General features: G+C 74.4%; 21 protein-coding genes, 1 tRNA gene and 1 riboswitch. Of the genes, 8 read left to right on the top strand and 14 right to left on the bottom strand.

Annotated features, from left to right (window positions below):
• Positions 1 to 29 precede the first annotated feature (29 nt).
• Positions 30 to 1,226 carry a hypothetical protein gene (locus ACFV1W_RS17765; RefSeq protein WP_380417530.1) on the bottom strand — a complete coding sequence of 399 codons (1,197 nt, stop codon included), beginning with the start codon at positions 1,224 to 1,226 and terminating at the stop codon, positions 30 to 32.
• 141 nt (positions 1,227 to 1,367) lie between these two features.
• On the opposite strand from ACFV1W_RS17765, the gene ACFV1W_RS17770 reads away from it, so the two are divergent.
• Positions 1,368 to 2,432, top strand: coding sequence for a DMT family transporter (locus ACFV1W_RS17770; protein WP_380417532.1), 1,065 nt, complete (start codon positions 1,368 to 1,370; stop codon positions 2,430 to 2,432).
• 155 nt (positions 2,433 to 2,587) lie between these two features.
• Here the strand turns inward: ACFV1W_RS17770 and ACFV1W_RS17775 are convergent, their stop codons facing one another.
• From ACFV1W_RS17775 to ACFV1W_RS17805, 7 genes are all read right to left on the bottom strand, one after another.
• The gene (locus ACFV1W_RS17775; RefSeq protein WP_380417534.1) at positions 2,588 to 3,364 is read right to left on the bottom strand and encodes a pyridoxal 5'-phosphate synthase; all 777 of its coding nucleotides are present in this window, start codon (positions 3,362 to 3,364) and stop codon (positions 2,588 to 2,590) included.
• Between the two features lie 360 nt (positions 3,365 to 3,724).
• Positions 3,725 to 4,054: a hypothetical protein gene (locus ACFV1W_RS17780; RefSeq protein ID WP_380417536.1), complete on the bottom strand. Its 330-nt coding sequence runs from the start codon at positions 4,052 to 4,054 to the stop codon at positions 3,725 to 3,727.
• A 464-nt stretch (positions 4,055 to 4,518) separates the two neighbouring features.
• Positions 4,519 to 5,883 carry an FAD-binding oxidoreductase gene (locus ACFV1W_RS17785; RefSeq protein ID WP_380417538.1) on the bottom strand — a complete coding sequence of 455 codons (1,365 nt, stop codon included), beginning with the start codon at positions 5,881 to 5,883 and terminating at the stop codon, positions 4,519 to 4,521.
• Entirely contained in the window at positions 5,880 to 7,235 is a 1,356-nt protein-coding gene (locus ACFV1W_RS17790; RefSeq protein ID WP_380417540.1) for an MFS transporter, read from the bottom strand. Before ACFV1W_RS17790 ends, ACFV1W_RS17785 begins: the two co-directional genes overlap by 4 nt.
• A 58-nt stretch (positions 7,236 to 7,293) precedes the next feature.
• A complete protein-coding gene (locus ACFV1W_RS17795; RefSeq protein WP_380417542.1) occupies positions 7,294 to 8,121 on the bottom strand; it encodes a MerR family transcriptional regulator in 828 nt (275 codons plus the stop codon).
• A 129-nt stretch (positions 8,122 to 8,250) separates the two neighbouring features.
• A tRNA-Ser gene (locus ACFV1W_RS17800) sits at positions 8,251 to 8,338 on the bottom strand.
• A gap of 63 nt (positions 8,339 to 8,401) precedes the next feature.
• Positions 8,402 to 10,378, bottom strand: coding sequence for a trypsin-like peptidase domain-containing protein (locus ACFV1W_RS17805; protein ID WP_380417544.1), 1,977 nt, complete (start codon positions 10,376 to 10,378; stop codon positions 8,402 to 8,404).
• Between the two features lie 207 nt (positions 10,379 to 10,585).
• Positions 10,586 to 10,734: riboswitch (TPP riboswitch) on the top strand.
• On the opposite strand from ACFV1W_RS17805, the gene ACFV1W_RS17810 reads away from it, so the two are divergent.
• The 4 genes from ACFV1W_RS17810 to ACFV1W_RS17825 all read left to right on the top strand — a co-directional run bounded on the left by ACFV1W_RS17810 (position 10,727) and on the right by ACFV1W_RS17825 (position 14,999).
• On the top strand, positions 10,727 to 12,145 hold the full coding sequence (locus ACFV1W_RS17810) for a purine-cytosine permease family protein (RefSeq protein ID WP_380417546.1): 1,419 nt from the start codon (positions 10,727 to 10,729) through the stop codon (positions 12,143 to 12,145). (Overlaps the previous riboswitch by 8 nt.)
• A 99-nt stretch (positions 12,146 to 12,244) precedes the next feature.
• Positions 12,245 to 13,069, top strand: coding sequence for a glycerophosphodiester phosphodiesterase (locus tag ACFV1W_RS17815; RefSeq protein ID WP_380417548.1), 825 nt, complete (start codon positions 12,245 to 12,247; stop codon positions 13,067 to 13,069).
• A gap of 295 nt (positions 13,070 to 13,364) precedes the next feature.
• Positions 13,365 to 13,907, top strand: a complete 543-nt coding sequence (locus ACFV1W_RS17820; RefSeq protein ID WP_380417549.1) for an ATP-binding protein — start codon at positions 13,365 to 13,367, stop codon at positions 13,905 to 13,907.
• 108 nt (positions 13,908 to 14,015) lie between these two features.
• Entirely contained in the window at positions 14,016 to 14,999 is a 984-nt protein-coding gene (locus ACFV1W_RS17825) for a DUF5926 family protein (protein ID WP_380417551.1), read from the top strand.
• A gap of 218 nt (positions 15,000 to 15,217) precedes the next feature.
• Here ACFV1W_RS17825 and ACFV1W_RS17830 read toward each other — a convergent pair whose 3' ends face one another.
• Complete coding sequence (locus tag ACFV1W_RS17830) at positions 15,218 to 15,892, bottom strand: bifunctional DNA primase/polymerase (RefSeq protein WP_380417553.1); 675 nt, start codon at positions 15,890 to 15,892, stop codon at positions 15,218 to 15,220.
• 620 nt (positions 15,893 to 16,512) lie between these two features.
• Between ACFV1W_RS17830 and ACFV1W_RS17835 the strand changes: the two genes are divergently transcribed.
• Positions 16,513 to 17,952 (top strand): PP2C family protein-serine/threonine phosphatase, encoded by a 1,440-nt coding sequence (locus ACFV1W_RS17835; protein ID WP_380417555.1) that lies wholly within the window; start codon positions 16,513 to 16,515, stop codon positions 17,950 to 17,952.
• Between the two features lie 136 nt (positions 17,953 to 18,088).
• The gene (locus ACFV1W_RS17840) at positions 18,089 to 19,588 is read left to right on the top strand and encodes an aminopeptidase P family protein (RefSeq protein WP_380417557.1); all 1,500 of its coding nucleotides are present in this window, start codon (positions 18,089 to 18,091) and stop codon (positions 19,586 to 19,588) included.
• Positions 19,589 to 19,671: 83 nt separating this feature from the next.
• Here the strand turns inward: ACFV1W_RS17840 and ACFV1W_RS17845 are convergent, their stop codons facing one another.
• The 3 genes from ACFV1W_RS17845 to ACFV1W_RS17855 are packed head-to-tail and all read right to left on the bottom strand — an operon-like array spanning position 19,672 to position 21,769.
• Complete coding sequence (locus ACFV1W_RS17845) at positions 19,672 to 20,046, bottom strand: hypothetical protein (protein ID WP_380417559.1); 375 nt, start codon at positions 20,044 to 20,046, stop codon at positions 19,672 to 19,674.
• Positions 20,043 to 21,086: a hypothetical protein gene (locus ACFV1W_RS17850; protein ID WP_380417561.1), complete on the bottom strand. Its 1,044-nt coding sequence runs from the start codon at positions 21,084 to 21,086 to the stop codon at positions 20,043 to 20,045. The genes ACFV1W_RS17845 and ACFV1W_RS17850 overlap by 4 nt, the downstream gene beginning before the upstream one ends.
• The gene (locus ACFV1W_RS17855) at positions 21,083 to 21,769 is read right to left on the bottom strand and encodes an RNA polymerase sigma factor (RefSeq protein WP_380417563.1); all 687 of its coding nucleotides are present in this window, start codon (positions 21,767 to 21,769) and stop codon (positions 21,083 to 21,085) included. The genes ACFV1W_RS17850 and ACFV1W_RS17855 overlap by 4 nt, the downstream gene beginning before the upstream one ends.
• A gap of 236 nt (positions 21,770 to 22,005) precedes the next feature.
• On the opposite strand from ACFV1W_RS17855, the gene ACFV1W_RS17860 reads away from it, so the two are divergent.
• Positions 22,006 to 23,151: a helix-turn-helix domain-containing protein gene (locus ACFV1W_RS17860; protein WP_380417564.1), complete on the top strand. Its 1,146-nt coding sequence runs from the start codon at positions 22,006 to 22,008 to the stop codon at positions 23,149 to 23,151.
• A 4-nt stretch (positions 23,152 to 23,155) separates the two neighbouring features.
• Here ACFV1W_RS17860 and ACFV1W_RS17865 read toward each other — a convergent pair whose 3' ends face one another.
• Together ACFV1W_RS17865 and ACFV1W_RS17870 are read right to left on the bottom strand one after the other, a co-directional pair.
• Positions 23,156 to 23,932 carry a MerR family transcriptional regulator gene (locus ACFV1W_RS17865; protein ID WP_380417566.1) on the bottom strand — a complete coding sequence of 259 codons (777 nt, stop codon included), beginning with the start codon at positions 23,930 to 23,932 and terminating at the stop codon, positions 23,156 to 23,158.
• 173 nt (positions 23,933 to 24,105) lie between these two features.
• Entirely contained in the window at positions 24,106 to 25,332 is a 1,227-nt protein-coding gene (locus ACFV1W_RS17870; protein WP_380417568.1) for a hypothetical protein, read from the bottom strand.
• Between the last annotated feature and the right edge of the window lie 97 nt (positions 25,333 to 25,429).

Here is a 25,429-nt window from a genome sequence, read left to right on the forward strand (position 1 = left end):
ATTCCTCCCGTGGACCGGCGGGGGGCGGCTCAGCGGTGGTCGGGGCGGCAGAGCCGCAGCGAGTTGGCGGGGTCGGGGGCGTAGGCCGGGTCGAGCGTCCAGCCCTGTTCGGCGGCGATGCTCAGGGCGCGGTGGGCACCGGCTCCGCGGTAGGTGGCGCGGTGCAGCTGGATGCGGCGCAGGAAGGTGCCGTCCGGGGCAACCAGCCGGCCGTAGCTGTCGGCGGTGCGGCCGAGTTCACGGGTCGCCTCGCGCTTGAGGATGCGGCGGACGTGACGGTCCCAGGCGGCCGGACTGCCGGTGAACTCGGCCCGGAAGGCGCGCGGGCCGACCGTCCAGCGGGCGCCCCAGCGCTCCCAGTGGTCGGGCTCGGTGCGGTTCACCCAGAAGGTCAGCAGGCCGTACACCGGGACGTAGACGATCTGGAGCAGGAAGATCACCGGCAGCAGCGGCGCGAAGCGGCCCGGCTGCGGGCCCCACGGGGTGCCCGGGGCGGCCGGCGGGCCCTGCGGGGAGGGGGCGCCCAGGGCGGCCGGGGCGGGGATCCGGCGCACCAGCCGGACCCGCTCGGCGTCGGTGCCGGACGCTGCCCCCTGCCAGCCGAACCGCTCGGCGACCCGGACCACGCCCTGCGCGCCGAGGCCCCGGTAGAGCCGCACGGCGAGTTCGACCGACACCTCGCGGCTGAGATCGACCTGCAGCCGACCGCCGCCGGCCGCGTGGTTCGCCTCGGCCGCGGCGATGCGGCGCCTGAGCACCGGGGTGACGTACCGCTCCCAGTCCTCGGGGCGGCCGGTGAGCTCGGCCCGCAGGCGGCGCGGCGGCACGAAGCTGCGGTTGACCCTCAGCCAGCCGTCCGAACTGGGGCCCTCGCCCCCGTAGTTGGAGAAGATCGCGGCCGCGAGGAGGACCGCGAAGACGACCACCAGGGCAAGGATCCAGAGCGGGGCGTAGATCCACTGCAGGAGGAACTGCAGCAGCACCGCCAGGCGGTTGCGGCGCGGCAGCGGACCGGGAAGCGCGGCGCGGGGCTGGGGCGGGGCGGCGTGCGGCTGCGGGGCGGCGTGCGGCTGCGGCTGGTGCGGCGGGCCCGGCTGGGCGTACGGCTTCGCGCGGTACGGGTTCGGGCCGTACGGATCGGGGCCGTACGGGTTCGCACCGTACGGGTTCTGCTGCGGGGCGCCGCCGTACCCGGCCGCGCCCGGGCGTTCCTGGCCGTTCGTCATACCGCCCCCTTCGTGCTCGGTGAGCGGCCACCTTATCGACGGGCCGAGCGGGGCTGCCCTTTCCGGCGCACCCGTCCGTATCCGTCCCGATTTTTGTAACGAGCTTGCCCGTTTATCGCTCCTTACGGCAAACTCCTTAGCATGCCCACCTCCCATACCAGCGAAACCGCTGCCCCCACCTCGGCCGCTGCCGTCGCCGAGGCCCTTGCCATGCCGCCCGCCCCCAAGGGCGAGCCTGCCGGCGAGCGGGGCAGCTGGCGACGAGGTGGGGAGCCCGGCTCCGCGGCGCCCCCCGGGGTTCGAGCCGGCCGGTCCACCGGCCGGCTCGGCAAGGTCCTGCGGCGCCCGGAGCGGATCCCGGCGCCGCTTCTGTGTCTGGTCGCGATGTTCCTGGTGCAGACCGGCATCGCCCTGTCCAAGCCGCTGTTCGGCCCGCTCGGGGTCAGCGGCACCACCTTCCTGCGACTGGGCTTCGCCGCGGCCATCCTGCTCGCCGTCTCCCGGCCCAGGCTGCGCGACAAGCGCCCGCGCGACCTCGCCGCGGCCGCCCTGCTCGGCGTCGCCTCCGCCGGAATGACGTACCTGTTCGCCGGGGCGATCGACCGGCTGCCGATGGGCACCGCCGCGACCATCGAGTTCCTCGGCCCGCTGGCGGTCGCCCTGGTGTTCGCCCGGCGCGCCAGCCACCTGCTCTGGGCGCTGCTCGCCGCGGCCGGCGTCGTCCTGCTGACCCTGCTCGGCGAGGGCGACGGCGGCGGCTCGCTCGACCCGGTCGGCCTGCTCTACGCGTTCGGCGCGGCCGCCTGCTACTCGCTGTACATCCTGTTCACCGACAAGGTCGGCGCCACCTTCCAGGGTTTCCAGGGTCTGGCGGTGTCGATGACGGTCGGAGCGCTGGCCCTCGCGCCGTTCGGATTCGGCGAGGCCTGGGACGGGCTGACCGCCCCCGGCGCCTCGCCGCCGGTGCTGCTCGCCTCGGTGGCCGGGGTGGCGGTGCTGCTGCCGGTGCTCCCGTACGCGCTGGAGATGACGGCGCTGCGCCGGATGCCGCAGCGGGTGTTCAGCGTGCTGGTCAGCCTGGAGCCGGCGGTCAGCGCGCTGGTCGGGCTGGTGGTGCTCGGCCAGCTGCTGGGGGCTGCGCAGCTGGCCGGAATCGGCTGTGTGGTCGCGGCCAGCGTGGGGGCCACGCTGGCCGGGCGGCGCTGACCGCACGGCGCTGACCGGGCGGTGGGCGGCGCTGCTGCGGCTCACCGGGCGCGCGGGCCTGCGGGACCTGTAGGGCCCGTGGGGCCTGCGGGGCCTGCGGGGCCCGTAGGGGCTGTGACGGCCGTAGGGGCTGCGGGGCCCGTGCCGCCGGGCGCCTACGGCCAGAGCAGGGTGCGGGACCACTCAGGGGTGCGGACCGGGCCGGTGCGGGTGTAGCGCAGCCGGACGTGCCGGCGCTGGGCGTCGCCCTGCCAGAACTCCACCTCGTGCGCCCACAGGGTGTAGACCGCGTGGCCGGGCGCGACGGCGTCCGGGGTGGCCTCCAGCCGACGGCGCGCCACCGCCACCGCCTCGTCGTACTCCTCCAGCGCGCCGAGCGGCTCGCTCTGCCGGCCGACCAGCGCGCCGACCCGGGCGGCGGGCGAGCGGGTGGCGAACTCGGCGGCGGCGACCAGGTCGGCGGCCCGCTCGACACTGCCGCGGACCCGCACCTGGCGGCCCAGCTGCGGCCAGTAGACGGTCAGCGCGGCGGCCGGGTGGTGGGCGAGCTGGCGGCCCTTGGGGCTGTCGGCGGCGGCGGAGAAGTTCCAGCCGGTGCCGGCCGCGTCCACGTCGCGCAGCACCAGCACCCGGGCGTCCGGCATGCCGTCGGCGTCGACCGTGGAGAGGGTGAAGGCCTGCGGGTCCAGCACCCCGGCGTCCAGCGCGGTGGCGAGCCAGTCCACGAACAGGGGGCCGGGGTCGGCGGGGGCGGCCTCGGGGTCGAAGGACGGCAGCGGGCGGGCCATCGGCGGGCGGCCGAGCAGCAGTTCGGGGACCGACCTGGGCTCGGGCCGGCGCTCCTCCAGCGGTGCCGGACACGCGTCGGCCTGCGGCTCCGGTGCGGGCCTGACCCCGTCCGGGCCGGTCAGGCCCTCGTCCTCCGCCGCCATCGCGCACCTTCCTTCCGATTGCCGCGGTCGCCGCCCCGGCCGGGCCGTCCGTTCCGGGCCCGGGCGCGTGGAGCGCTGTCGGAGCGCAACCGTACCGCCGTGGGCCGACGGCTCCGGGCGCGGGCCCTCGGTGTGCGGATCCGGGCCGCTCGCACGAGCGGTGCACCCCGCACGCTTTCGAGGGCCGGCGCCGGACACACCCGTGGGCGATGCCGATGGCGGCACCGCCCACGGGGCCGGTTTCGCGGCGACCCTTTCCGCTGGCCGGTCGAAGCTTTCGTCCGATCTCCCTCCACGGGTGCTCAGCTCACCCGCGGCCGCCCACCTCCGGCGCCCCCGCCGGCGGTGGTGCCCGAGAGGTCAGCCGAAGAACGGGGAGAAGACGACGTTGACGTTCTTGTTGTCCTGGCCGGCCAGGATGTCGCCCGCGTTGTCCTTCGCCGCGAGGGTGTTGTTCTGGTTCGAGGCACCGGAGCCGGTGGCCGTCTGCTGGTTGGAGACGTAGTTGCCGTCGACCCCTCCGAACACGTTGCCCGTCCCGGTGTCGGACACCACGCCGGCGTTGGAACCGGCCGCGGCGCCCGCACCGTTGTCGGCGGCGGCGGCCCCGGCACCCGCCAGCAGCAGACCCGCCGCCAGTGGGACGGCGAGCAGGAACCCGGACACCCTGCGGGTGTCGATGCGAGCCATGTGAGCCTCCAAGTAGCTGTCGATCGTGCCTTGGTGGTGCGCGGAGTGCGGGGTTCGCCGGCCAGACGAACACCTGCGGCTGCGACGCCGGAAGACAGCCTTCCGCAACAAATCGACAAAGCACTAGCCGACGGGGCGTATTTCGCCCGTTTGCGGGATATCCAACGAGGCCGCGACTAACGGGCGCCGAATCGGACAGCGCGCCGACACACCGCCGATGACCTGCGAATTCGCTCGAATGACGGCCGCTCGACGGCAGTCGGGAAGCGGCGCCTCGCCATCACGCGAACCGCTGGGCGCACCACCCCGGCGCGCACCGCAGCAGAACACGCCCTCGAAAAGTTCGGCCACCCTTCCATATCGACTTTTCCAGCCATTCGCAGACCATCGGAAAGTCGTACCGAAAAAGGCGGGCGCCGAAGGAATCGGGGGCTCGGGAGGGAGGAATCCGCCCGCTTCGAAGATCAGACCATCTTGCCCGGATTGAGGATTCCCAGCGGGTCGAAGACCGCCTTCAGCCGCCGCTGCAGGTCCAGCGCGACCGGGCCCAGCTCACGGGCCAGCCAGTCCCGCTTGAGCAGCCCGACCCCGTGCTCCCCGGTGATGGTGCCGCCCAACTCCAGCCCCAGCGCCATGATCTCGTCGAAGGAGCGCTGGGCGCGGACCGTCTGGTCCCGGTCCGAACCGTCGAAGATCACGATCGGGTGGGTGTTTCCGTCCCCGGCATGGCTGACCACCCCGATGGTCAGCGCGTGCCGCTCCCCGATCACCGCGACGCCGTTGAGCATCTCGGCCAGCCGCGAGCGCGGCACCGCCACGTCGTCGATCATCGTGGTCCCCAGCCGGTCCAGCGCCGGCAGGGCCAGCCGCCGTGCCGCCAGCAGCAGGTCCGACTCCGCCTGGTCCTCGGCCGGCACCACCTCGGTCGCCCCCGCCTCGCGGCACAGCTCCGCGACCCGCGCCGACTCGGCCTGCCGGTCCGGCCCGTCGAAGGCCACCAGCAGCAACGCCTGGGTCGACTCCGGCAGGCCCATCTGCGCCAGCTCGTTGACCGCCCGGACGGAGACCGCGTCCATCAGCTCCATCAGCGACGGGGTCAGCCCGGCCGCCATCACCGCGCAGACCGCCGCACCGGCCGTGTCCGCGCTCGGGAACTCCGCCGCCAGCGCCAGCTGCGGGGCGGGCGCCGGCCGCAGCGACAGCACCGCCCGCACCACCACCCCGAGCGTCCCCTCCGAGCCGACCAGCAGCCGGGTCAGGTCATACCCGGCCACCCCCTTGGCCGTCCGGCGCCCGGTCGACAGCAGCCGCCCGTCCGCCAGCACCACGTCCAGCCCGAGCACGTACTCGCTGGTGACGCCGTACTTCACGCAGCACAGGCCGCCCGCGCCGGTGCCGATGTTGCCGCCGATCGTGCAGGACTCCCAGCTGGACGGGTCCGGCGGGTAGTACAGCCCGAAATCCTCAACCGCACGCGACAGTTCGGCGTTCACCACGCCCGGCTCGACGACCGCGACACGGTTCACCGGGTCGATCTCCAGGATCCGGTTCAGCTTCACCAGCGACAGCACGATGCACCCGTCCACGGCGTTCGCCGCACCGGACAGCCCAGTCCGGGCCCCTTGCGGCACCACCGGCACCCGCAGATCGGTGGCGGTGCGCAGCACGTGCTGCACCTGCTCGACCGTCTCCGGGAACACCACCACGGCGGGTGCGCCGGCGGCGCAGAAGCCCGCCATGTCGTGGCTGTAGGCGGCGGTCACGTCCGGATCCACCACCACCGCCCCTGCCGGGAGGCCCTGCGCCAGTCGGTCCGTCAGGTCACTCATCGCCGCCTCCGCTCGCCGCCGCACCGCCTCCACCTCCGCACTCTGCCCGCAGGGCCGGGGGCGGGCAAGTGGGCCTCGGAGCGGGGCGGGCGCCCACGGGCGGGGCGAAGGCGCACCAGGGGACGGGATGGGCGGGCCCCGCTCAGGCTCGGCGGAGGGCCGGGGCGGCCAGGGCCGTCAGGCCGGCCGCGGCGGTGGCGAGCGCGCAGAGGAGGGTGGGCAGTACAGCGCCCCGTAGCGTCCGCCAGCAGTCCGAGCAGGCCGGTGGACAGCACCAGCGCGAGGCTCTGCACCAGCGTCAGCAGCGCCTGGACCCGCGACAGATGGGACGCCGGAGCGCCGCCGAGCACCAGCGGGCCGAGGTGGCAGGCGAACAGCCCCGAGCCGAGGCCCGCCACCGTGCTGCCGGCCACCGCCCCCGCCGGGCCCACGGAGAGGGCCAGCAGCACGATGCCCGCCGACGCCGTGCACAGCCCCGCCGCCGCCCCGACGCCCGCCCGGGGCAGCCCGCCGCGCCAGGCGACCAGCGCCGCCACCGCGAGCACCCCGGCCGCCTGGCCGCCGCTCACCAGCCCGGCCGCCCCCGCCGCCCAGCCGTGTGCCCGGGCCAGCAGCGGCCCGAGCAGCGACACCACCGGCAGCAGCGCCCCGGCGGCCGCGCCGGTGAGCAGCAGCGCGGCCCGCAGCAGCGGATCGCCCAGGGCGAGCCGGACCCCGGCCGCCGTCTCCCCCAGCAGACCCGCTCGGTGCAGGACACCGGGCCGTTCCCCCTCCGGCCGGATCCGCAGCAGCACCAGCAGGACGGCCCCGAAGCTCACCGCGTCCGCCGCCGCCGCGCCCGCGAGCCCGCCCGCCGCCACCAGCAGGCCGCCCAGCGGGGCCCCCAGCAGCACCGCGCTCTGCCCGCCGGCCTGCCGCAGCGCGAGCGCCCGGGGCAGCCGGTCGGCGGGCACCAGCCGGCGCGGCATCGAGCCGCTCGCCGGGAGGTGGAACGCGTCGACCGTGCCGGTCACGGCCGCCGCCGCGACCAGCAGCCACAGCGGCGTGCCCCGGCCCCCGGCCACCGCGAGCGCCAGGGCGACGGTCGCGGCCAGCATCACCGCGGTCCCGGCGAGCATCACCCGGCGGGCGCCGAACCGGTCCGCCACCGCGCCGCCCAGCAGGACGAGCGCGGTGCGCGGCCCGGTGATCGCGGTGAGCACCAGCCCGGCCGCGCCGCCCCCGTACCCGGAGGCGGCCCAGCCGAGCGCGAAGCCCAACGCGGCGTCACCCAGCAGCCCGGCCTGGGCGCCGGCCAGCCAGAACAGGTACGGCCGGGGCAGGTACGGGCGGGGCGGCGCGGTGGTGGTCATGCCGGGCGACGCTAGGGCCCTCGACCTGGTCGAGGGCAAGGCCCGGCCAGTGCAGGCCCTACCGGCGGACCACCGGCTCCTGGAGCTCGACGACCCAGTCGGCCACGTCGTCCGGGGCCTCCAGGTAGAGCTCGCGGGCGTAGCCGGCCGAGCGGTAGCCGTTCTCGTCGATGAAGCGGGCGAGTGCCTGGAAGCTGCCCATCGCCGCGTCCATCGAGCCGCGGTGGACGACGGTCGCCGCCTCCTCGATCGGCGGCAGGTCGACCACCTCGAAGTCGTCCCGGCCGCCCGGAACCGAGTGCGCGACCTGCACGGCGGCCCGGATGAGCACCGAGCCGTCGCCCTCCGGCGCGTCCTCGTAGCGGGCGACGGACGGACCGACCAGCTCGATCCCGGCCCCGGCGACCCGGCGGCACAGCTCCGCGAACAGCGGGCCGATCACCGGCGTGATGTCCTCGGGCTGGTAACTCGCCGCCACACCGGTCAGTTGGGCCACCCTGACGGACGGCACGGGCTTCACCACGACATCGTGCTCGGACATGTTCCCCTCGCTCTCGATCGTTCGGAGCCTCGCCTCCACCCGGGCCAGCCGCTGTTCGTCCGCGACGATCGCCGCTGCGAGTTGGGCCCGCCGCAGGCGCAGCATCCCCCGCAGTTCGGCGGCGTCCGGCTGTTCGTCCAGGACGGCCCGCACCTGCTGCAGCGTGAAGCCGAGCTCCTTGAGCGCGATCACCCGGTTCAGCCTGGCGAGTTGGCCGGCCTCGTAGGAGCGGTAGCCGGTGACCGGGTCGACCCGGGCGGGCCTGAGCAGTCCGATCGCGTCGTAGTGGCGCAGCATCCGCACCGACACCCGGCCGTGGCTGGCGAAGTCTCCGATGTTCAACATGGTGCTTCCACTCCACGGCCTCCCACGGTGTCAGGGGCAAGCCCGGCCGCCGATCCGCTCCGGAAAACACCGAGGGCGGGTGCCGACTCGATGTCGGCACCCGCCCTGAGCAGGTGGTTCTCCTACCGGCGGAGAGCGTGGGATTCGAACCCACGGTGACGGGTCACGCCACGACAGTTTTCAAGACTGTTCCCTTAGGCCGCTCGGGCAGCTCTCCAGGCGGAGGTCAGCCTAACGGGTCCGGCGGGGTTCGGTGCACACGATTCGGCGTGCCCGGGGGTCACTGGTCGCCGTCCCGCTGGCCCAGCGTGACCTTGGTGGTCATGGTCTGGCCGTTGCGGGTGTACTCGACGTCCACGGTCTCGCCGGGCTTGTGCGTCCAGATCCGGCTGACCAGGGCGGGGCCGTTCTCGATCGGGGCACCGCCGAGCTTGGTGATGACGTCGCCCGGCTTGAGGCCGGCCTTGTCGGCCGCGCCGCCGGGGGTGACGGCCGGCTGGCCCTGGACGTCGCGGGTCTGGATCTGGGCGCCGTCGCCCTTGTAGTCGTCGTTGCGCAGCACGTCGAGCTTGGCGTAGACCGGCTTGCCGGTCTTGATCAGGGTGTCCGCGACCCACTTGGCCTGGTTGATCGGGATGGCGAAGCCCAGGCCGATGCTGCCGGCCCGGCCGTTGGCGGAGGCGTTGGACTGGATCGCCGAGTTGATGCCGATCACCGCGCCGCTGGAGTCGAGCAGCGGGCCGCCGGAGTTGCCGGGGTTGATCGAGGCGTCGGTCTGCAGGGCGTTCATGTACGAGGCCTGCGAGCCGGTCTCGTCGCCGGAGGCGACCGGGCGGTCCTTGGCGCTGACGATGCCGCTGGTGACGGTGGACTCCAGGCCGTACGGCGCGCCGATCGCGATCGTGGCGTCGCCGACGTTGACCTTGTCGGAGTCGGCCAGTGCCAGCGGGGCCAGCTTGGCCTTCGGCGGATTGTCGATCTTGACCACGGCGACGTCGTAGCCCTCGGCGTGGCCCAGCACCGAGGCGCTGTAGGACGTGCCGTCGGCGAACTTGACGGTCAGTTTGCCGCCGTTGAGGGTCGGCGCGACGACGTGGTTGTTGGTGAGGATGTGGCCCTCGGTGTCGAAGACGAAGCCGGTGCCGGTGCCCGACTCCTGGGAGCCCTGCGCCTTGATGGTGACGACGCTGGGCAGCGCCTTCTGCGCGATGCTGGCGATCGAACCGGGGGCGGGCTCGTTCTTCTGGGTGTTGCTGGCCTGGACGGTGGTGCTGCGGTGGTCGTCGGCCGAGCTGCTGCCGTCGTTGTGGCCGGTGGCGACCACGCCGATCGCGCCGCCCGCGACACCGGCGACCAGCGCGACGGCGGCGAGCAGGGCCACCAGGCCGCCGCGCTTCTTGCGCGGACCGCCGGGGCCGGTCGGGCCGCCGGGGTAGTCGGCCGGGTAGCCGAGCGGGCCGCCCGGCCCGCCCGGGTGGCCCGTGCCACCGGAGGCGGCGTCGTGGACGCCCCAGCCGCCGAGCGGCTGGCCGGCGCCGAAGGGGTGGTGGGCGTGCGTGGCGGGCCCGCCGGCAGCCGGGGCGCCGTACGGCTCCTGGGCGTTGGCGGCCGGAACGCCGTACGGGTCCTGGACACCGGCGGCCGGGGCGCCGTACGGCTCCTGGACACCGGCGGCGGGCACTCCGTGGGTCGGGGTCGCGTACGGGTTGGTGCCCGGCGGCACGGCGGGCGCGGCCGGAGCGGCGGCCTGCGCCGCCACGGCCGGGGCGGCCGGGACCGGGGCGGCCGGGACCGAGGCGGGCGCGACGGGCGGCGCGGGCGGCAGGACCGGCGGCGGGGCGTCGATGTAACCGGTGACCGGGTCGACGGCCGGCTCCTCGACGGCCGGCGCGGCCGGGGCCTCCGGCGCGGGGACCTTGGTGAAGGCGACGGTGGGCTTGTGCCCGCCCTCGGCCGGAGCCTCGTCCGCCGCGGTCGGGTCGGCCACCGGCTCGCCCGCCGGCTCCGGAACCCGGCTGAACGCCATGGTCGGCTTGTGGCCGCTGTCGGCCACCGGAGCGCCGTCGGCCGGAGCCTCGCTCACCGCCTGCGCCTGCGCCACGGGCTCCGCTGCCGGCTCCGGAACCCGCCTGAACGCCATGGTCGGCTTGTGGCCGCCCTGAGCGGTGCTGTCGGAAGCGGCGCCTGCCGCCTCCTGGGCCCCGGCGGGCTGCTCCCCCTGCGGCCCGGTGGGCCCAACCTCGCGCTCGGTGCTCACGGACGACCTCCATAGCTGACAGAACCAAGGACCATAGTTTTTCGCACCGTCGATTCGATTGCCGTAAGGACCCCTCTGAAGAACTCATAAGAATCCTTAGCCGCCACCGACGACCGGGGCTCCCCACCCCCGCCGGCATCCCGCGATGCGGACCGCGCACCCCGCGGCCTTTGGCGTTCGTACCCGTGCCGGTTAGCCTGTCGCTCCAAACTGACACGCGGGAGCTTGGACCCACCAGGCTGAGAGTGCGCATGTCGACGGTACGCCAGGCGAGCGACAGGCTGACCGTCGAGGGGGCGCTGACCGCCGGAACCTGTCCGGGTAATGCCGGCGTAGGGAGTATCGGCCATGCCGCCTGCTTCGCCATCCTCTTCTTCGGGCGCGCCCGAGTCCAAGGATTTCTCCGCTCTTCCCACCGTCTCGGCCACGGCCACCGCGCTGCTCGACCACCGGGTGGAGGCGCCGCTGGTGCTGGACACCGAGCCGCCGCGCACCCTGCGTTTCCGGGACCACTTCGCGCTCTGGATGAACCTGGGCGTCAGCCTGATCGGCTTCTCGACCGCGGCGACCGTGCTCGGCGAGAAGGGCAGCGAGCTGTCGCTGGCCGCCGCGGCGACCGCGATCGTGGCCGGTACGGCCGTCGGCACCGCGATGCTCGGCGTGGCCGCGCTGATCGGCGCCCGGACCGGCGCCCCGGCGATGGCCAACCTGCGCGGGCTGTTCGGCACCCGGCTCTCCTACCTGCCGACGGTGCTGAACATCGTCCAGTGCATCGGCTGGGGCGTGTTCGAGCTGCTGACCATCGCGGCGGGCGCGCAGACCGTCGCCCACACCGCCGGCTACCGCTGGCTGTTCGTGCTGCTCGCGGGCGCGCTGACCACCGCGCTGACGATCTGGCCGCTGGGCTCGATCGCGGTGCTGCGCCGCTTCGTGGCCGGGGCGGTCGCGGTCGCGATGGTGTACTTCACCATCCAGCTGGGCCGGCAGGGCGTGCCGGACCCGGGCGCGGGCAACTGGCACGGCTTCCTGGGCGCCACCGACGCGATGATCGCGGTGTCGATCTCCTTCGTCCCGATGGCCGCCGACTACACCCGGCACTCGCGCACCCCGCGCTCCTCCTTCTGGGGCAGCTTCTCCGGCTACACCGTCGCCCAGGTCTGGTGCTACGTGCTCGGCCTGATGGCACTGCTGCAGTCCGACGGCGACCCGAGCCGGATCTTCGACTCCTTCCTCGGCGTCTGGGCCGGCTGGCTGTTCCTGCTGGTGCTGGTGCTGCGCGAGACCGACCAGTCCTTCGCCAACGTGTACTCGACCGCGATGTCGCTGCAGAACCTGCTGCCGCGGGTGGACCGCCGGGTGCTGAGCGGCGGGATCGGCGTGCTGACCACCGTGCTGGCGCTGCGGATCGACCGGTTCACCGACACCTACAGCAACTTCCTCGGCCTGATCGGCTCGGTGTTCGTGCCGCTGCTGGCGGTGCTGGCGGTGGACTACTTCTTCGGCGCCGGCCGGCACGGCTGGGACCTCTCCGAGCGGGCCCCGTCCCGCTGGCCGATGCTGCTGCCGTGGGTGCTGGGCTTCGCCGTCTACCAGTTCATCGCGCCGACCGCGGTGGCCGACTGGTGGGTGGACTTCTGGACCTCCGCCCAGGAGGCGCTGCACTTCACCCCGCAGGAGTGGACCTCCGCCTCGCTGTTCGCCTTCCTGGTCCCGGCGCTGGCCACCTGGGCGCTCACCCCGCTGACCCGCCGCACCGCCCGGGCCTGAGGCGACGGCGGACCGCGGAGGAGCGCGGAGGCGGAGACGGCCCCGCAGGTTGGGACCGTCTTCGCCTCCGCGACACCTGCGCCCCCTATCGTTGGCCCCGTGACCAGCCCAGACCTGCCCCCGGCGGCGGCGCGCACCACGCCCTCCGTCCAGGTGATCGCCCACCGCGGCTCCTCCCATGCACTGCCCGAGCACACCCTCGCGGCCTACCGGCGCGCGCTCGACGAGGGCGCGGACGCGGTCGAGTGCGACGTCCGGGTGACGGCCGACGGCCACCTGGTCTGCGTCCACGACCGCCGGATCGGCCGGGTCTCCAACGGCCGCGGCACCGTCTCCGCGATGACCCTCGCCGAGCTGGAGGCGTACGACTTCGGCGCCTGGAAGACCGGGAAGCCCAGCACCGATCCCGAGTTGCGCGGCGTGCTGCGGCTGGAGCGGCTGCTGGAGCTGGTGGTGGACTGCGGCCGCCCGGTGGACCTGGCGATCGAGACCAAGCACCCGGTGCGGTTCCGCGGCCGGGTGGAGGCCGAGCTGCTGCGGATGCTGGAGCGGTTCAAGATCGGCGCGACCCGGGAGGGCGACCGCCCGTCCGCCCGGATCATGAGCTTCTCCTCGATCGCGCTGGACCGGGTGGCCGTCACCGCGCCCGCGTACGGCCGGGTGTTCCTGATCGAACGGATGCTGCCGCTTCTCGGCCAGCTGCGGCCGGGCCGTCCGCTGCCGGGCGGGGCGCGGATCGCCGGTCCGGGCATCGAGCTGATCAAGGCCAGGCCGCAGCTGGTGCCCCGGCTGCGCGAGCTGGGCCACGAGGTGCACGTGTGGACGGTGGACGAACCGGCCGACGTCGAGCTCTGCCTGGAGCTCGGCGTCTCCGCGATCATCACCAACCGGCCCGCCGAGGTGCTGGCGCAGCTCGGGCGGTGACCCGGGCGGTGGTCCCGGACGGGAACCGCCGCCGTACCGGTGGGGCCCGATCACTCTGGTCGGCAGTCAAACCTTCCGCGCACGGTATTGCCGGAATTCCTGCGCGCGGGCGACGGAGGGTGAGCACGGAATGGCCCCTCGGCGACCCTGGGTCGCGCCGCTCGAAATGGACTCGCGGGATCCCCCGATGGTCGTTTCCGACGCATTACCAAGGGGCATCCATCCCTCGGCATACGCTGAAGGAGGTCCGGGGGTGGCGTTGATGGTGGCGCGTGAAGTGCCTACTTCATCGACCATGGCAGTGCCGCACGGCCCAGCGAGTGTCGGGGTCGCACGGCGCCGACTGCGTCGAGATCTCGGTGACCGGCAGATACCGGAACCGGTCATCGATGATGCTGTACTGATCCTTTCCGAACTGTTGAGCAACGCCTGTCGGTACGCCCGTCCGCTCGGCCCGCTGCGGGCCCTGGGCCGAGGGGCCCGGGCCGAGGTGGTGGACCAGCTGCTGGTCGGCGTCCCCTCCGGGACGCATCCGGCGCCAGGCGGCCGGGAGCGCGAGGACGGCCCGGCCGAGCCGGACGGCGGGGTGCTGGTCCGCTGGCAGATGCACGCGGACGGCGTGCTCACCCTGGAGGTCACCGACGGCGGCGCGGCCACCCGGCCGGCGCCCGCCAGTCCCTCGCTGTCCTCGCGCGGCGGCCGCGGCCTGGGCATCGTCGACCAACTGGCCAGCGACTGGGGCGTCCGCGACGCGCCCGGCGAGGTGACGGTCTGGGCGGCGCTGCCCGCCCGCGCCCGGCACGCCCGGCGCACCGGGGGCGACGCCCGCAGCGCGTAGGGCCCGTCCGCCGGGCCACGACGCCCGCCCCGGCGTGTTCCCGCGCGCCGGGGGAACCTCAGTAGGCTTCCCGGTGAACAGGACCACCGTCCCCGGGAGAGCCGCACCATGGGCAAGAAGGCCGCCAAGAAGGCGCCGCAGCGCCAGTCCACCACCACCGTCACGGGCGAGATCCCCGTGGTCGGGGCCCGCGAGGACTGCCCCTGCGGCTCGGGCCGCCGCTACAAGGCCTGCCACGGCCGGGAGGCCTCGCACGCCGTGCAGGAGCTGGTGCACCGCCCGTTCGAGGGCCTGCCGGGCGAGGCCGACTGGGTGGCGCTGCGCGAGCTGGTGCCCGCCGCCACGGTGCCGCTGACGCTGGCCGCCGGGGTGGCCCCGACCGCCGGGGGTGACGTCCCGTCGGTGACCCTGGCGACCGTGCTGCCGCTCGCCTGGCCGGCCCTGCGCCGGCCGGACGGCTCGATCCTGCTGGGCCTGCAGACCCAGTCCTCCTCCGGCGACCTCAGCCGCGACCTCGCGGACGCCCTGGAGCTGGCCCTGGCCACCGAGCCGGGCAGCCCCGTCCCGGCCCGCCGGACCGTCCCCGGCGGCCGCCGCCTGCAGGACCTGCTGGACACCACCGCCCCCTTCACGCCGACCGTGCACACCGGCTTCGAGTTCTGGCTGGAGGACGCCGAGACCGCCACCGGCGAGGTCGCCGCCTCGCTGGAGCGCGCCAACGCCTCGGCCATCCCGACCGAGAAGCTCGACAGCGTCGACGCCGCCTACTGGTGCGGCACCCCGGACAAGAACCACCTGCGCTGGGTGATGACCGTGCCCGAGGAGCAGCTGCTGGACGCGCTGGCCCGGCTGAACGCGGCCGGCGAGGCCTCGCTCGGCCCGGACACCCGCCTGGTCGGCTCCTTCCGCGCGCACGGCCTGACCGTCCCGGTGTGGGACCTCCCGCTCGCCATGACCGCCGCCGACTGCGAGAAGCCGGCCGCCGAGTTCGGCGAGCGGCTCGCCGCCGTCCTCGCCGACGCCACTCCGCTGACCGCCGACGAGCGGCGTGCCCGCGCGAACCTGGTGAACCGTCAGGTCACCTTGAACTAAAGCGCGCAGGATCCGGGTGATACGCGTCACATTGTCGCCGCGAAGTCGCAATTTCCTGGCCTGGAGGGCGCCTTGGAAATTGGCGCGGACGCGGATCCTTGTTACTGTCTAAAGAGTCCGGCCGCTGGTGCATCCCCCGTCGCCAGCGGCCGGATCTTTTGTTTTTCCGGAACGCCCCGCACCGCCGGGCCCGGAGTCCGGCACGCACCGGCGGTCCGTCAGTGCGCCGAGCGGCCGCTGTCCAGCCGGACCGTCGCCTCCACCAACTCGCCCAGCAGCGGCCCGACCTGCGGCAGGGCGACCCCACCACCCACGGCCGGCCGCGGCGCCAGCACCCAGCGCACCCTCCCCCAGCCTCCGGCCGGGGGGTCCATGGCCCCGCCGCCGGGCGGCAGCGGCAGGAAGCCGCCCGGGCCGTGGTAGCGCAACGAGCCCGGCACCCAGGGGAGTTGGGCGAGCATCTCCCCCAACGCGTCGAGCGAGTACGGGGCCACCAGCAGCGCGTAGCGGCCCGGCATCGCGAGCACCGGCCCGAGCGGCAGCCGCAGCGCCCCCAGGTACACCAGTGCCCGGGCGCCGGCCGCCGCGGGCAGGCTGACCGCCGACACCGCGGAGCCGGTCGCGGCCAGCACCGGCGCGTCCGGGCTCTGCCGCTCCCACCACCAGCGCACCATCCGGGCGTCCGTGGTGGCGGCCAGCAGCGAGGGGTCGTGCGGGTGGGCGCCGGGCGCCGGGCAGTCCGGGTCGCCGCAGGAACAGCGGCCGCCGCACAGCACGGTGCCCGGCACCACCGGCCAACGGTGTTCGACGGCGGCCGTCAGGGCCGCGGCCAGCCGGGCGGACGACTCCTGCGACTGCGACCGGCTCTTCGGGCTCTCCGGATTCTCACGCATGGCGCTCGTTCCTTTCCCTGACCGCTCGGTTCGCTCCGCCCCACCGACGACCGTCGGAACCCGCCGCACGGGCCGGCGGCGGCACGGCCCCGGAGAAGCGCGGAGCGGGGGCGGGCGGCACGGCGGACGGCGCGGCTACGACGTGGAGCACGGTGTGGAGCACGACATGAGAAGGGCCGCGCACTGGAACAGCCCCTGGAACGAGAATCCCGTACGCGACCGGATGGACGCCGCCCGGGCACGCTTGGTTCCACCGTACGAGTGAGAGACTTCCGGCCAGCCGGGAGCGCGGGCGGCGCGGACATACGATCCGCACGGCCGCCCGGTCCGTCCCCTCCGTTCTGCCCGTTCCCGGCTCGCTCCATGCCTGCGGGCACGACCGGCGCGCGCAGGGACCGCGCACGCCCTCCGACCGGGTCGAGCAGCCGCGCAACCGGCCACCGCGTCGGCCCGGATCTGGACATGCCCCGAATGGCCTGTGTAGAAGTGGTGGCATTGCTGTCGATCAATGACGAGTAGTAGCGAATCGAGGCGAAACACGCCCTTTGGCCGTGCTCGCTCCACGTTGGCCGTATCTGGGGGTTCCGCATGGCACGTAGCACCGCGTCAGGAGTGGCGGCATGACCAACTCCCACCCGTCGGCGTCCCACCCGTCGCCGACGACCGCCGAACCGGGCGAACCGGGCTGCGCAGGCGGCCTCACCGTCCTCGACCCGCCCGACCTGCTCGGACCCGCCGACGGCGTGGACGACGGCCCCGCGGCACCGTCCGCCACCCTGCAGGACCGTTTGGCCGGACGCCTGTCCGATATCACCAGCCTGCACGAGCACACCGCGCGCCTGGCCCGCGCCCGAGGACTCGCCGCCACCCTGGACGCCGTCCTCGCCTCCGGCGCCGCCCTGCTCGGTGCCGGCCGCGGCGTCCTGGTCACCCTGACGCCCGACGGCGGCCCCGGCCAGCCCGTCGGCCTCGGCCTCGACCGGGCCAGCCTCGGCGCCCTGGAGACCGTCCCGACCGAACAGAGCCTGCTGGCCCGGCTGCTGAGCGAGCACGACCGGCCCGAGGAACTGCACTCCCCCGACCTCGCCGAGGACCCCGCCGTCGGTGGCCGACTGCGCGAACTCGCCGTCCACCTCGGCCTCGGCGGCGCCGTCGGCCTGCCGCTCGCCACCGTCGAGGACGGCCCGCTCGCCGCCGCCGTCTGGTTCTACGACCGGCCCGCCGAACCCACCCGGCGCCAGCGCGAACTGGCCCGGAGCTACTGCGAGTTCGCCGCGCCGCTGCTCGCCGGGCAGCTGGAGTGCGAGCGCATCCGGCGCACCACCGAGGCGCTGCGCCGGGGCCTGCTGCCGGACCACCTCCCCCGGGCCGCCGGGCTGCGCCTGGCCGGCCGGGTCGTCCCGGCCGGCCTGGACCGCTCCAGCGGCAGCGACTGGTACGACGCCATCCCGCTGCCGGACGGCACCGTCGGCCTCACCGTCGGCTCGGTCTCCGGCGACGGCCCCGGCGCGGGCCCCGGCTCCGCCCCCGGCGCGGCCGCCGCGATGGGCCGGGTCCGAGCCGCGCTGCGGGCGTACGCGGTGCTGGAGGGCGAGGACCCGGTCTCCGTCCTCGGCGACCTGGAACTGCTGCTCAAGACCACCGAGCCGAGCCGCACCGCCACCGCCGTCTACGCCTGGGTCGAACCCGAGGAGCGCCGGATCACCCTGGCCGGGGCCGGGCACTGCCCGCCGGTCCTGGTCGGCCGGCACGGCGCCGAGTTCGTGGAGACCTCGCTCTCCGCGCCGCTCGGCATGCTGGCCTGCTGGGAGGCCCCCGGGGTCGAGTTCACCGCCGAGCGCGGCGACACCCTGCTGCTCTACACCGAGGGCCTGGCCCGCCACTGCGGCCCGACCCTGCACGCCGGACAGGCCAACCTGCGCCGGGCCGCCGCCGACGCCCCGCGCGACGTGCGGATCGACCCGGACCGGCTCTGCGCCCACCTGCTGGCCGTCTGCCCGGACCCGGACGCCGCCCCGGCCACCGACGACCTGATGCTGCTGGCCGCCCGCTTCGAGTAGGCGTTCGAGCAGGCGTGCGAACCCCGGACCGGTGAGCGGCCGGGCGTCCGTACCATGGACGCACGGCCGCCCGCGCGTGTCGCGACCCGACACCTCCCCCGAGGGCGGCGGTACCACCCCCAAGGAGGCGTTGCACGTGACCGAGGACCGGACCCCCGCGGTGGCCGAGAATCCCGAGGCCGAGGGCGGCGAGGAGCCGCCGCAGTTCAAGGGCCGCAAGAACGGCCTCTACGGCGAGATCTCGGACGAGCTGTCCGCCTCGATGAAGTCCGGCTGGGCCGACACCGAGCTGCACGGCCTCGCCCCGATCGCCCAGGCCGGGTACGCGGCCGAGCGCCGTGCCAAGCTGTCCGCCGCCCACCCCGGCGTGCGCCTGGTCGTCCCCGCGGGCAACCTGCGGGTGCGTTCCAACGACACCGACTACAGCTTCCGCGCCGCCAGCGAGTACGTGCACCTCACCGGTGACCAGACCGAGGACGCGGTGCTGGTCGGCGAGCCGACCGGCGACGCCGGCCACGAGTTCACGCTCTACCTGCTGCCCCGCTCCGACCGCGAGAACGGCGAGTTCTGGCTCGACGGCTACGGCGAGCTGTGGGTCGGCCGCCGGCACAGCCTGAGCGAGCAGGAGCAGCTGCTCGGCCTGCCGGCCCGCGACGTCCGCAAGGCCGCCGAGGAGCTGGCCGAGCGCGCCAAGGGCTCCGCCGTACCGACCCGGATCGTCCGCGGCTACGACGCCGGCCTGGAGGCCGCGCTCGCCGAGGTGCTGGACGCCGACAAGGACGCCGAGTTCAAGGAGTTCCTGAGCGGCCTGCGGCTGGTCAAGGACGAGTGGGAGATCGGCGAGCTGCGAGCCGCCTGCGACGCCACCGTCAACGGCTTCACCGACGTCGTCCGCGAGCTCGGCCAGGCCGTCGCCACCTCGGAGCGCTGGATCGAGGGCACCTTCTGGCGCCGCGCCCGGGTCGAGGGCAACGACGTCGGCTACGGCACCATCGCCGCCGCCGGCCCGCACGCCACCACGCTGCACTGGGTCCGCAACGACGGCGACGTGCGCCCCGGCGAGCTGCTGCTGCTGGACGCGGGCGTGGAGACCCACACCCTCTACACCGCCGACGTCACCCGCACCCTGCCGATCAACGGCTCCTTCACCGAGCTGCAGCGCAGGATCTACGACGCGGTGTACGACGCGCAGGAGGCCGGCATCGCCGCGGTCAGGCCGGGCGCCCGGTTCCGCGACTTCCACGACGCCTCGCAGCGCGTCCTCGCCGAGCGGCTGCTCGCCTGGGGCCTGCTGGACGCCTCGGCGTACGACGTCGAGAAGGTCCTGGAGCTCGGCCTGCAGCGCCGCTGGACCCTCCACGGCACCGGCCACATGCTCGGTCTGGACGTCCACGACTGCGCCCACTCCCGCCGCGAGGAGCACGTCGACGCCCTGCTGGTGCCCGGCATGGTGCTCACCGTCGAGCCCGGCCTGTACTTCCAGCAGGACGACCTGACCGTGCCGGAGGAGTACCGCGGCATCGGCGTCCGGATCGAGGACGACATCCTGGTCACCGCGGACGGCAACGAGAACCTCTCGGCGGGGCTGCCGCGCCGCTCCGAGGACGTCGAGGCGTGGATGGCCTCGCTCGCCTGAACCGATGACCAGAGTGCCGGCCGAACGCCGGCCGAGCGCTGAGGGCCCGGCCTCCCGGTGACGGGGGCCGGGCCCTTGGCGCACTACCAGACGAGCCTGACCGCGATGTCCTGGCGGGCGACCACGGTCAGGTCACCACCGTGGTACGGGAGCACGGCCTGCGCCCGCAAGGGCATGTCGCCGGGCCCGCTCCTGGGCCCCATCGTCAGCCGGTAGGTCAGCTTCCTGCTCTGCCCCGGGGCCAGCGAGAACAGCTCCGAGTCCCGTGCCGTGGCGTAGGACGTGTCGCCGGCCGGGGACATCGGCTTCGTGATCCAGCCGCTGTCGGTCTGCAGCTCCAGCTTGCCGTCGTTGGGCAGCTGCTGGCCGGGCACGGTCGGCGTGCCCGCGTAGCGGTCCGTGAAGACCAGGGGCTCCAGCTGGCCGGAGGCGCTCCGGCCGTCGTTCCGGAAGGTCACCGAGAAGGTGACGACCGCACTCCCCACCCGCAGCTGCTGGCCGGCCGCGAGGCCGTCGATGCTGACCGCGACGTCGCTCGGGCGGGCGCCGCCGTCGCCTGTGGAGCCTGGCCGTGCCCGCTCACGTCGAGGCTGTTGACGATCGACTGCAGCCCGGGCTGGTAGTCCTCCTTGAGGCCGACCGCCGAGACGAACACCTGGTCCTTGGGCAGCGCCCAGATCTGCGCCGTGAAGGGCGACTGGCCGCAGGTCACCTGCCACTGCGACTTGAGCGCGGGACGGCCGGAGACGGTGGGCGTGCTCTTCGTCGGTCCCGTACTGCTGACGGCCTCTCCCGCGGCGGGCGGATGGGGATCGCCCCAGATCGGGCAGTTGGGCTGGTGGCCCCAACCGCTCTGCGCGTCGAGGTCGGCGGTCGACGGCCAGCCCGGCGACTCGGTGTCGAAGACCGCCAGGTCCACCCCGTACGGCTGGCAGTTCTGCGCGGAGGCGCCCTGCGGGGCCCCCGGGCTGAGCACGCACAGGTGGAAGTCCGCCGGGTCGGCGGGCGAGACCCGCCAGCCGGCCGGCACCTTCAGCTTGACGCCGCGGAAGGTGTACGGCGTGGCCGGACCGGTCGGAGCTCCGGTGGCCGACCGGCTCGACGTCGGGGTGACGTCGGCCAGCGGGCCTTCGGTCCGCGCGTCACCGGTCGGGGTGGCACCGGCGCCGGCGCTCGGGGTCGGGGTGGGCGTCGGACCGGGCGAGGCGGTGAGGCCGGCGGCCGGGGGCGGGGGGACGTCCTGCTTGGCGACCGGACTGCCGTGCAGCGTGACCACGCCGATCGCCGCCGCGGCGGCGAGGCCGAGCAGCGGCACGGTGACCGCGTACACCGGGCGCAGCCGTCGCACCCTGGTCCTCGGGGGCGCGGCCGGACGCAGGTCGTGGGCGGTGATCAGGGATGTCCGGGCGTTCATCGCCTCGCGGAGCAGCCGTTCCATCGGGCTACCGGCCGATCCGTCGTCGTCACCGCCGCCCGGGCGGGGGAGCTTGTCGGTCATCGAACCTTCTCCAGGTGCTTTTCCAAGGCGTCCAGGGCGCGACTGGCGGTGGACTTCACGGCACCCCGGGACAGGCCCAGGGTCTCGGCTATCTGCGCCTCCGACATGTCGGACCAGTAGCGCAACACCAGCACCTCGCGCTGGCGGGGGGTCAACTCCTGCAGGGCGACGAGCACCCGGCGGTGCTCGTCGTTGAGCACGGCGTGGTCCTCGGCGGAGGGGGCGTCGGCCTCGTGCGGGGGCACGTACTCCCGGGCGGTCCTACGACGGCGCAGCATCGAGCGGGCGCCGTTGACCACCGAGGTCCGCAGGTACCCGAGCGCGTTGTCGAGGTCGTCCAGGTGCTCGCCGTGGCGCTGGTAGAGCTGGGTGAAGGCCTCCTGCACGACGTCCTCGGCCAGGTCCTGGTGGTCGACCAGCAGGACGGCCATCCGGACCAGGCCCAGCCGGTGGGCGTGGTACAGGTCGGTCAGGGTGGGCCGGTCCTCCGCGGGCTTGCGGCCGCCGAGCAGCAGCCGGAAGCCGGAGCGTCGCCGGGCCGCCTGCTGGTCGGTGGTGACCAGGTGGTCGGGCTCACCGGCCTCCTGCGCACCGAACAGGGCGACGAGCACTCCGCGGGCTCCGCGGACGGAGACGCCTCGACCCCGCCGTGGCGCGGCGAACGGCCCGATGGCCATGGACATGTACGGTTCCGCTTTCCCCCGGGACGGCGACGGCTTGCGAGCCGTCACCGTCAGGCACTGATCAAGGTCCTGATCGCGGAGATCTTCGCAGCCGCCTCCGGCCCCGTTTCCTCCGCCCCCGTAGTGATGGACGTGTGGGACGGGCGGAGGTTGCAGGGGGATCCGAGGAAACATCCGGGGTGGCCGCAACGGCTACACTCACCGGGATTCCGCCACCCGTGAGCAGGGGGTTCCGCATGGCCGAGCAGAACGCCGAGCAGAACGCCGGGCAGAACGCCGGGCTTATCGCCGGCCCCACCGCCGAGCAGAACGCCGGAGGCCGGGCCGCCTCGTCCCGCCCGGTGGCCGTCACCATCGGTCGGCGCCCGGAGCCCGTGCACGACGTCGCGGTGTACGCCTTCGAGGGCATGGCGCCGTTCGAACTCGGCGTGGTGGTCGAGGTGTTCGGACTGGCGCGGCCCGAGCTGGGCGGGCTGCTGGCGGCGCCCTGGTACGGCCTGAAGGTGTGCGCCGACCGGCCGGGGACGGCGCTGGACGCGGTGGGCGGCTTCGCGCTGACGGCCCGTCACGGCCTGGACGACCTCGCGGCGGCCGACACCGTCGTCATCCCGGGGGTACGCGACGCCTTCAGCGGCGTGGGGGCACCTTCCGGCCGCCAGGCTGGGGGGGTCTCCCCCGGCCTGGTCGAGGCACTGCGGACGGCGCACGAGCGCGGCGCCCGGATCGTCTCGATCTGCTCGGGCGCCTTCGCGCTGGCCGCCGCCGGGCTGCTGGACGGCAGGGAGGCGACCACCCACTGGCGGTACGCCGAACTGCTCCAGCAGCGCTATCCGCGGGTGCGGGTCAACCCGGGCGTGCTGTACGTGGACAACGGCGACGTGCTGACCAGTGCGGGCAGCGCGGCCGGCATCGACCTGTGCCTGCACCTGGTCCGGCGGGACCACGGCGCGAAGGTGGCCAACAGCGTGGCCCGCCGCTTCGTGGTGGCGCCGCACCGGGACGGCGGGCAGGCCCAGTTCATCGAGGCGGCGGTCCGTCCGGTCGAGGAGGACGAGGACGGCATCGCCCGCAGCATGCAGTGGGCCCTGGACCACCTGTCCGACCCGCTGACCGTCTCGGTTCTGGCGCGGGCCGCCCGGATGTCGGACCGCTCGTACCTGCGGCACTTCACCGCCCGCAACGGCAACAGCCCGATGCGCTGGGTGGTCACCCAGCGCATCGCGGCCAGTCTGGCGCTGCTGGAGTCGCCGGAGGGGTCGGTGGAGGAGATCGCCGCGGCGGTCGGCTTCGAGAGCGCCGCGACCTTCCGCCACCACTTCGGCCGGGTGATGCGCACCTCACCGACCGCCTACCGGCGCTCCTTCGGTCGCGGGGTGGTGTGACGCCCTACGCCTGCTCGTGCCGGTCGGCGTTGGCCACGATGGCGTCGTGCAGCCACTGCGCCAGGCCGGGGGCGAGCTCCTCGTAGGTGCTGTTCCAGCGCGGGTCCGAGACGTACAGACAGGCCAGGCCGCGGTGAATGGCGAAGGTGCAGTCGTAGAAGTTCCGGCAGATGTGCTGCCGGTGTGCCTCGGCGAGGTCCGTCGCCACGGTGCCGTCGGCCGGCTCACCGGCCGTGACCGCCGCGGCCAGGCGGGTGTTGAGCTCGGTCATCTCGGTCTGGATGCGCTGCCAGTCGGCCTTGGTGTAGCCGCCGGTGCGGCGCTGGGACTCGGCCCAGGCCGCGGTGTCGCCCCAGCGCTGTTCGGCCTCCTGTTCCCAGTCCTCCTGGTAGCCCTCGCCGAAGATCTCGAACTTCTCCTCCGGGGTCAGCTGAATGCCCATCCTGCGTGCCTCCATGGCGTGTTCGACGGCTGTGGCGAGGTCCTGGAGATGCCGGATCCGGTCGGTCAGCAGCCGGTGCTGCCGCCGGAGGTGCTCGTGCGGGCTGACCGAGTCGTCGTCCAGGATCGCCGCGATCTCCTCCAGGGGGAACCCGAGCTCGCGGTAGAACAGGATCTGCTGCAGCCGGTCGAGGTCGGCGTCCACGTAGCGGCGGTAGCCGGCCCGGGTGCGGCCCGCGGGGGACAGCAGGCCGATCTCGTCGTAGTGGTGCAGGGTGCGGACGGTCACCTTGGCGATCTTCGCCACGGCGCCGACCGAGAGGCCCTGGTCCTCGCTCATCCGGAAACTCTCCTCCCTGGTGGTGACCACCACCCTGCGCTCTCACGTCGCGTGAGGGTCAAGCCGCGGCCCCCAGGGGCGGGCTCGGGCGCCGACCGGCTTCGGGGGCGTCCGGGCGCCGACCGGCTCCCAGCAGGGAGGCCCAGGGCACCCGACCGGCTCCCGGGACGGGCTCAGGCGCCGACCAGCTCCCGCTCGCGCCGCCGGGCCGTCCGGCGGCGCCCGTCCCCGCCGCCCCGGACCGGCGGCCGCGGTCGGCGGGTCTGCTGGGTGGGCCAGAGCAGCACGTACGCGGCGGAGACCACCACGAAGGCGAGCCGGACGAGGCCGCGGGCCGGGTCGGACGGGAGGAACAGCGTGCCGCCGTACAGCGCCACCAGCGCGATCCAGCTCCACCACGGGACGAGCCGCTTCTGCCCGACCGCGTCCCAGAGCAGGGTGCCGAGCAGGATCGAGGCGGTGTAGTACGTGTAGACGCTCGGGTCGAGCAGGATCCGGGCGTCCGCGCCGAGCAGCACCACGGCCGGCCAGCGGCCGCGCCAGACCGCGATGCAGCCGAGGCCGATCCCGAGCCCGAACTGGGTCGGGCGGTCCCACCAGGGCGTGGACGGGTCGGTGACCCCGAACCAGCGCAGCGCGGAGGCCGGCTGGGTGGGGATGGTGAACTTGGCGGCCGCCATGGTGTCCAGATTGCCCAGGTAGAACGGCAGCCAGGCGATCGCCACCAGGACGCAGAACCAGAGCGCGGTGCGCAGCCAGGCGGGCCGGGGCAGGGCCAGGATCAGCGGGGCGAAGGCGATCGCCCAGGGCTTGGAGTCGACCGCCAGGGCCAGGAAGACCGCGACCTGGACGGGCTTGCCGCGGGCCAGCGCGTGGGCCGCGAGGGTGGTGAAGAACAGCGCGAGGACGTCGTCCAGGTGCGCGAAGCGGACCGAGACCTCGACCCACATCGGGATGAACGCCAGCCCGGCGATCAGCAGTCGCTGCTGGAGCCGGCGGTGGTTGGTGCCGGTGCCGAGGTAGTACAGGGCCGCGGTGCGGCCGACCAGCACCAGCATCACCAGGCCGAGCCCGGCGCTCACCGCCTCGGCGACCAGCTGGCCGACGTGCGGCGAGAACGGGGCGGTGAGCCGCGCGGCTGCCAGGCTGACCGGACCGATCTGCAGCTCGGGGTGGTGGGCGTAGAGCGAGAGGCCGCCGTCGGGCTGGCCGCTGAAGAGCAGCTGCTCGCCCTGGCGCAGGTAGTGCCAGGAGAAGCCGCCGCTGGGCTCGACCAGGAAGAACCAGAGCACCGTCCACGCCGTCAGCAGCACATGGTGTCTGCGGAGCGGCAGACCCGCGATCCGACCGGTCGCGGATTCGTAGTCGGTGGTGGCCCGTGTCGTGCGTTCTCCCCGCACCTGTCCCTCTCCCCGCCGTTCCGCCCCCCTCCGGCCGGACATCCTATGTGACGGAGGAGTACCGCCCGTGCCGCCCGGCAGTCCTCCGTGAGAACGG

This window comes from Kitasatospora sp. NPDC059648, from assembly GCF_042734825.1.
Taxonomy (GTDB): Bacteria; Actinomycetota; Actinomycetes; order Streptomycetales; family Streptomycetaceae; genus Kitasatospora.

Excerpts from the sequence above, each read along its gene's own strand:
- ACFV1W_RS17765 (WP_380417530.1), bottom strand. The coding sequence starts at position 1,226 with ATGACGAACGGCCAGGAACGCCCGGGCGCGGCCGGGTACGGCGGCGCC.
- ACFV1W_RS17770 (WP_380417532.1), top strand. The coding sequence starts at position 1,368 with ATGCCCACCTCCCATACCAGCGAAACCGCTGCCCCCACCTCGGCCGCT.
- ACFV1W_RS17775 (WP_380417534.1), bottom strand. The coding sequence starts at position 3,364 with ATGGCGGCGGAGGACGAGGGCCTGACCGGCCCGGACGGGGTCAGGCCC.
- ACFV1W_RS17780 (WP_380417536.1), bottom strand. The coding sequence starts at position 4,054 with ATGGCTCGCATCGACACCCGCAGGGTGTCCGGGTTCCTGCTCGCCGTC.
- ACFV1W_RS17785 (WP_380417538.1), bottom strand. The coding sequence starts at position 5,883 with ATGAGTGACCTGACGGACCGACTGGCGCAGGGCCTCCCGGCAGGGGCG.
- ACFV1W_RS17790 (WP_380417540.1), bottom strand. The coding sequence starts at position 7,235 with ATGACCACCACCGCGCCGCCCCGCCCGTACCTGCCCCGGCCGTACCTG.
- ACFV1W_RS17795 (WP_380417542.1), bottom strand. The coding sequence starts at position 8,121 with ATGTTGAACATCGGAGACTTCGCCAGCCACGGCCGGGTGTCGGTGCGG.
- ACFV1W_RS17810 (WP_380417546.1), top strand. The coding sequence starts at position 10,727 with ATGCCGCCTGCTTCGCCATCCTCTTCTTCGGGCGCGCCCGAGTCCAAG.
- ACFV1W_RS17820 (WP_380417549.1), top strand. The coding sequence starts at position 13,365 with ATGGCAGTGCCGCACGGCCCAGCGAGTGTCGGGGTCGCACGGCGCCGA.
- ACFV1W_RS17825 (WP_380417551.1), top strand. The coding sequence starts at position 14,016 with ATGGGCAAGAAGGCCGCCAAGAAGGCGCCGCAGCGCCAGTCCACCACC.
- ACFV1W_RS17830 (WP_380417553.1), bottom strand. The coding sequence starts at position 15,892 with ATGCGTGAGAATCCGGAGAGCCCGAAGAGCCGGTCGCAGTCGCAGGAG.
- ACFV1W_RS17835 (WP_380417555.1), top strand. The coding sequence starts at position 16,513 with ATGACCAACTCCCACCCGTCGGCGTCCCACCCGTCGCCGACGACCGCC.
- ACFV1W_RS17850 (WP_380417561.1), bottom strand. The coding sequence starts at position 21,086 with ATGACCGACAAGCTCCCCCGCCCGGGCGGCGGTGACGACGACGGATCG.
- ACFV1W_RS17855 (WP_380417563.1), bottom strand. The coding sequence starts at position 21,769 with ATGTCCATGGCCATCGGGCCGTTCGCCGCGCCACGGCGGGGTCGAGGC.
- ACFV1W_RS17860 (WP_380417564.1), top strand. The coding sequence starts at position 22,006 with ATGGCCGAGCAGAACGCCGAGCAGAACGCCGGGCAGAACGCCGGGCTT.
- ACFV1W_RS17865 (WP_380417566.1), bottom strand. The coding sequence starts at position 23,932 with ATGAGCGAGGACCAGGGCCTCTCGGTCGGCGCCGTGGCGAAGATCGCC.